Origin of the sequence: Massilia sp. DJPM01 (assembly GCF_030348125.1) — a bacterium.
GTDB lineage: Bacteria > Pseudomonadota > Gammaproteobacteria > Burkholderiales > Burkholderiaceae_D > Telluria_A > Telluria_A frigida.
Genome location: NZ_JAQOZV010000123.1, coordinates 1 through 4714, shown reverse-complemented (window position 1 = coordinate 4714; position 4714 = coordinate 1). Strand labels below are relative to the sequence as shown.

General features: G+C 57.7%; 7 protein-coding genes. 5 read left to right on the top strand and 2 right to left on the bottom strand.

Going from position 1 to position 4714, the window contains the following annotated elements; all coding sequences use genetic code 11:
* On the top strand, nt 1–441 hold a 441-nt coding region (locus PO883_RS33810; protein ID WP_289313696.1), incomplete at its 5' end, for an IS6 family transposase.
* A gap of 144 nt (nt 442–585) precedes the next feature.
* Here PO883_RS33810 and PO883_RS33805 read toward each other — a convergent pair.
* Both PO883_RS33805 and PO883_RS33800 read right to left on the bottom strand, forming a co-directional pair.
* A complete protein-coding gene (locus PO883_RS33805; protein WP_289313695.1) occupies nt 586–1050 on the bottom strand; it encodes a DoxX family protein in 465 nt (154 codons plus the stop codon).
* Nucleotides 1051–1058: 8 nt separating this feature from the next.
* Nucleotides 1059–1328 (bottom strand): DUF2282 domain-containing protein, encoded by a 270-nt coding sequence (locus PO883_RS33800; RefSeq protein WP_289313694.1) that lies wholly within the window; start codon nt 1326–1328, stop codon nt 1059–1061.
* A gap of 170 nt (nt 1329–1498) precedes the next feature.
* Between PO883_RS33800 and PO883_RS33795 the strand changes: the two genes are divergently transcribed.
* The 4 genes from PO883_RS33795 to PO883_RS34990 all read left to right on the top strand — a co-directional run bounded on the left by PO883_RS33795 (nt 1499) and on the right by PO883_RS34990 (nt 4451).
* Nucleotides 1499–2089, top strand: coding sequence for a sigma-70 family RNA polymerase sigma factor (locus PO883_RS33795; RefSeq protein ID WP_289313693.1), 591 nt, complete (start codon nt 1499–1501; stop codon nt 2087–2089).
* A 19-nt stretch (nt 2090–2108) separates the two neighbouring features.
* Nucleotides 2109–2294: a zf-HC2 domain-containing protein gene (locus tag PO883_RS33790; RefSeq protein ID WP_289313698.1), complete on the top strand. Its 186-nt coding sequence runs from the start codon at nt 2109–2111 to the stop codon at nt 2292–2294.
* A gap of 139 nt (nt 2295–2433) precedes the next feature.
* Entirely contained in the window at nt 2434–2724 is a 291-nt protein-coding gene (locus PO883_RS33785) for a hypothetical protein (RefSeq protein ID WP_289313692.1), read from the top strand.
* Nucleotides 2725–2795: 71 nt separating this feature from the next.
* On the top strand, nt 2796–4451 hold the full coding sequence (locus tag PO883_RS34990) for a DUF692 family multinuclear iron-containing protein (RefSeq protein WP_308606836.1): 1656 nt from the start codon (nt 2796–2798) through the stop codon (nt 4449–4451).
* The last annotated feature ends 263 nt before the right edge of the window (nt 4452–4714 follow it).

The following is a 4714-nucleotide window of genomic DNA, read 5'->3' as shown; positions in this document are numbered from 1 at the left end:
ATTTGGAAATACCTCTACCGCGCTGTCGACAAGCAGGGCAAGACCGTCGACTTCTTGCTGACAGCGAAGCGTGACATGGCTGCGGCGAAGCGCTTCTTCGACAAGGCCATGGGAGGGAACGGCGATCCGGACAAGGTCGCGATGGACAAGAGTGGCGCCAACAAGGCGGCGATCGATGCGATCAACGCCGGCCGCGACATGCCGATCCTGGTGCGCCAAGTCAAATACCTCAACAACATCGTCGAACAGGATCATCGCGCCATCAAGCGGGTGACCAGGCCGATGCTCAACTTTAAATCATTCCGGTCTGCCGGCTCCGTGCTCGCCGGCATTGAGCTGATGCACATGATCCGGAAGGGCCAGTTCGCCGTCGATGACGCTGCACCCCTGTCGCTCGCCGACCAGTTCTATGCGTTGGCAGGACAAGTCCGTCCAGTGTAGGCCGGGGTCATGCTCAGCATGAAAAAATCCGTGCTGTGGTCAATAACGCGACAGAACCCACGCCGGTCCCGGCGCCGCGCCTTCCCCTTCGTCTCCGGCTAGGTTCATGCTCTGCGACCGTGGGCGCTTTTGCTTTCCGCACTTCTACGGCCTGGGCCTGTTCACCACCATTGCATCAATCGAAAATCGTCCTGGACCGAAAGCGACCAATACCAGCAGCAAAATGCCCCAATAGCGATGGTCATTGATCGCGGCCGGGCAGTCGAAAGTAAAGAGCGCTGAATACGAAATCACCGCTATTAGGTTCACAAAAAAAAGCCCGGCCGCCGCGGGCCGCGCGAGAAAACCCAGCCACAAAAAAAGCGGCAGCACGAGCTCACCGGTGGTACCCAACGCGGCCGCCAATGCTGGTGACAACACCGGTACCTGGTATTCATTCTCGAACAGCGATACGGTCGTCTCCCAATCCGCAATCTTGGTCAACCCAGCCTTAAAGAACACCCATCCCAGGTATATCCGCAGTGACAGGCCAAGCAGCGCGCCTCCCCAGTGTTCCAAAAATCCGTCCAGACGCATGCTGTGGCGATAGTAGTTGAGGAGGGTGTGCATGCCAATCCTTATTTCTTCGCCACGGTGGCGCCGCCGGCCTTTTCGCAGGTGCCTTTGGCGACGTACTTCCACTCACCCTTGTCATTGTCGGTTTTTGCCTGGCCAGCGCACGAATGCGAACCGTTTGCGCTCGCGCAGTCGTTCTGCCCGGCCTTGGCCACCCCGTAGCATTTTTCTTTGGCGCTCTTGGCTTTGCCCGCTTCCTGGGCGTTGACGGCGTTACTGGCGACGCACATGCCAGCGAGGGCGGCGGCGATGATGGCTTGACGCTTGTTCATATCGTTATCCTAGAAAGTATTGGCTAATGTTAAAAGTTACGTTGCAGGCTGCAACTGCTTACTTGGTCGGTCTATTTCTGCATTCCTTACAAATACTTTGTTTGCTCGGCAATACAGCAATACAGGCTTCCGATTGTCTTTTCGTTTTTGATCCGATAAGATCAGTTCTCATGACTTCCGCCGACCCCGCCCTGCCTGCTTTTTACAGCCAGCTTGATGCCATTCGGCCTCAACTCATCCGTTTTGCCTTTCTCCAGCTACGCAATCACGCGCTGGCCGAAGATGTGGTTCAGGACGCCCTGATCGCGGTCCTTGAAAAACCGGAGGCCTTCCAGGGGAAATCCTCGCTGCGCACGTATGTCACGGGAATTTTAAAGTTCAAGATCATCGATTGCCTGCGGCACGGCGACCGCGAACGCCAGATCGAATGCCAGGACGACCAATCCGAGGACGACGCGATCGATGCACTATTTAATCGCAACGGCCATGTGCGTGACCTGCCGCAGGCGTGGGGTGACCCGCACAAGACGCTTGAGCAGCGCGATTTTTTCAAGGTGCTCGAGGTCTGTCTTGAAAAACTACCGGCAAATAACGCACGCGTCTTCATGATGCGTGAGTGGCTGGAACTCGATACCGAGGAAATTTGTAAGGAACTGGCGATTTCCTCGTCTAATGCATGGGTGCTGTTGTTCCGCGCCCGTGTGCGCCTGCGCGAATGCCTGGACCTGAACTGGTTTGGTCGCCAAGCGCAGCCTGGTTAAGGATGCCGTGAAAAATCTAATGCCGAACTGCCGGGAAGTTCACCGCCTCGTATCCGAGCGCATGGATCGCACCTTAACCCTGCGCGAGCGCAGCGGCGTGGGTGTTCACCTTATGCTTTGCCGTGGCTGTACACGTTTCGAGGAGCAGATGCAGATGCTGCGCCGCGCCATGCGGCAAGTGCCTCCCGACGATGCCGCTCGATAGAATGGCCCGTCCGCGCTATAACATTCCTCTTCAGAATAATTTTTTCTTGTCGTGTAAGTAATCGCTTGGTGGAAAGACTAATCAATACCGCAACCCAGCAGGTATTGCTGGCCGGTCTAACACTCACCAAGGAACTTCCATGAATAACAGATCACTCAAATCCGCCGCTTCGCTCGCATTGGCCGCCAGCGTGCTGGCCCTGTCCGCAGCGAGCGCGACTGCCGCCGATGCACCGAAAGGCTCGTCCGGCAAGGCGATCGCGGCCAATGACAAGGTGCACTGCTATAACGTGCATGACTGCAAGGGCAACAGCGATTGCAAGACGGCAGAGCACAGCTGCAAAGGCCAGAATGGCTGCAAGGGCCATGGCTTCAAGGCAGCGCCTGCGAAAGAGTGTCTGGCAAAGGGCGGCACGATCGGCGATCTGTAAGCTGTAACGTCGACTCAGGCCCGTCGCGCCCTCACGCTGGGCGCGACGCACTATCTCTTTTACTGCACCCTATGACCTCTGCACCAATGACAGCGCCGGGCTTCGGCCTGGGACTGCGTACCCCGCACTACCAAGATTTTTTGGCGAGTCCGCAACGCGTGGACTGGCTGGAAATCATCACCGATAATTTTCTGGTCGATGGCGGAAAACCGATGTCGGTACTGGAGCGTATTCGCGCCGACTATCCAGTTGCCATGCATGGCGTGGCCATGTCGCTTGGATCTGCGTGCGGACTTGATCGTGAATACTTAAAAAAGGTCAAGCAACTCGCGCGCCGCATTGAGCCGCTTTGGGTGTCGGACCACTTGTGCTGGACTGGGGTGTTCCCGAACGTGCTCCACGATCTCTACCCGATGCCTTATTCGGAAGAAAGCGCGCGCTTGCTAGTCGCGCACATCCGCCAGGCGCAAGACATTCTTGAGCGTCGCTTAGTCATCGAAAACGTATCGAGCTACATTCGCTTTTCCGCATCGGTCCACCCCGAGTGGGAGTTTCTCGCCCATGTCATAGAAGAGGCGGACTGCGAGCTGCTGCTAGACGTGAATAACGTGTACGTCAGCAGCGTCAATCACGGTTTTTGCCCCGAAAAATACTTAAACGGCCTTCCGTCGGCGCGGGTCAGGCAAATCCATCTGGCCGGCCATTCCCGCAGCGACGGCCATATTATCGACACCCATGATCATCCAGTTGCGCCGGAGGTTTGGGCGCTCTATTCCACAGCCTGTCGACTTTTTCCTGACGTGGCCACGATGATCGAGCGTGACGACGACATCCCGCCACTTTCAACGTTGATTGCAGAATTGGATCAGGCACGAGCCATCGCGGATAGCGCCTCGACCGCTGCCGATCCTATTGGCATAAAAGAGCGAGGCAGCACCGCAACCGCAGCGGTTTTCCTGCGCGATGAGCTGCGAATCATTCAGAGCGAGATAGCCGAATATGTCCTCGCTACAGATCTGGCCCGCTCGCCTCCCGGTGTCGACCTGACCGGCCCGTTGCCGGGAAAGCGAGGCATGCGGATATACCACCATGCCTACCGGGCGCGGCTGACCGAGGTGCTGGCCGATAGTTATGCCAAGTGTCAGCTATACATGGGTACCGAGCTATTCAAGGAACTAGCCTGTCGATACATTGAGGGGGCGCCACCGACGCAGCGCAACCTCGGCCGCTACGGCGCCGGCTTCGTCCATTTTCTCGGGTCAAGCTACCCGGACAATCCTGAATTGAGCGACCTGGCGCAACTCGAATGGACACTACGCGAAGTCTTCGACGGAGTAGACGTTGCTGCCTGGACGCTGACGGACATCCAACGCGATGGTGCCGAAACATGCCTCGTGCAGGCCCCCATTCTCCATCCGAGCCTGGCGCTGCTATCGATTCAAACCAATACAATTGCGATCTGGCACGCGATCGATGCGGACTTGGCCGTGCCTGAGGCGGGGCGTCTCGGACAGCCGGGAATGCTAGCGGTATGGCGCAAGGGGTTTCAGCCTTATTTCAAAACGCTTGAGCAGGCCGAAGCGCAATTTCTCAGCGAGCTGCAGATCGAGGGGGCGGCGATCAATACCGTCGCGCAGGCGTGGAGCGACGCCGGGCGGCTACCCGATCCCACCACACTCGCGCTCTGGCTCGCCGCCTGGTGGGATGACGAGATTTTGCGACGCTGATCATGCGTGTATCAATCGCCGCCTTGGCTAGTCACTTGCACGCGCTTGTCTTACTTACCCGTACGCAGCGCAGGTGCGGAGGCGTGACCGAAGACCGGTCCATCGGGTGCCGGCCCTTTGCCGCACCAGCACGCCTGCCAAAACTTCTATTCCTTACCGGGTGCCCCGGAAGCATCCCGGCGACAATGCTGTTTTTTCGCGCTCGCGTTCGTCGCCCGTATGCGTTTTCATTTGCTGCCGGAAATCCGCGTGAGCAAATCGTT

What these genes read in the sequence shown, in the direction of transcription:
- PO883_RS33805 (WP_289313695.1), bottom strand. Translation starts at nt 1,050, where the DNA reads ATGCACACCCTCCTCAACTACTATCGCCACAGCATGCGTCTGGACGGA.
- PO883_RS33800 (WP_289313694.1), bottom strand. Translation starts at nt 1,328, where the DNA reads ATGAACAAGCGTCAAGCCATCATCGCCGCCGCCCTCGCTGGCATGTGC.
- PO883_RS33795 (WP_289313693.1), top strand. Translation starts at nt 1,499, where the DNA reads ATGACTTCCGCCGACCCCGCCCTGCCTGCTTTTTACAGCCAGCTTGAT.
- PO883_RS33790 (WP_289313698.1), top strand. Translation starts at nt 2,109, where the DNA reads ATGCCGAACTGCCGGGAAGTTCACCGCCTCGTATCCGAGCGCATGGAT.
- PO883_RS33785 (WP_289313692.1), top strand. Translation starts at nt 2,434, where the DNA reads ATGAATAACAGATCACTCAAATCCGCCGCTTCGCTCGCATTGGCCGCC.
- PO883_RS34990 (WP_308606836.1), top strand. Translation starts at nt 2,796, where the DNA reads ATGACCTCTGCACCAATGACAGCGCCGGGCTTCGGCCTGGGACTGCGT.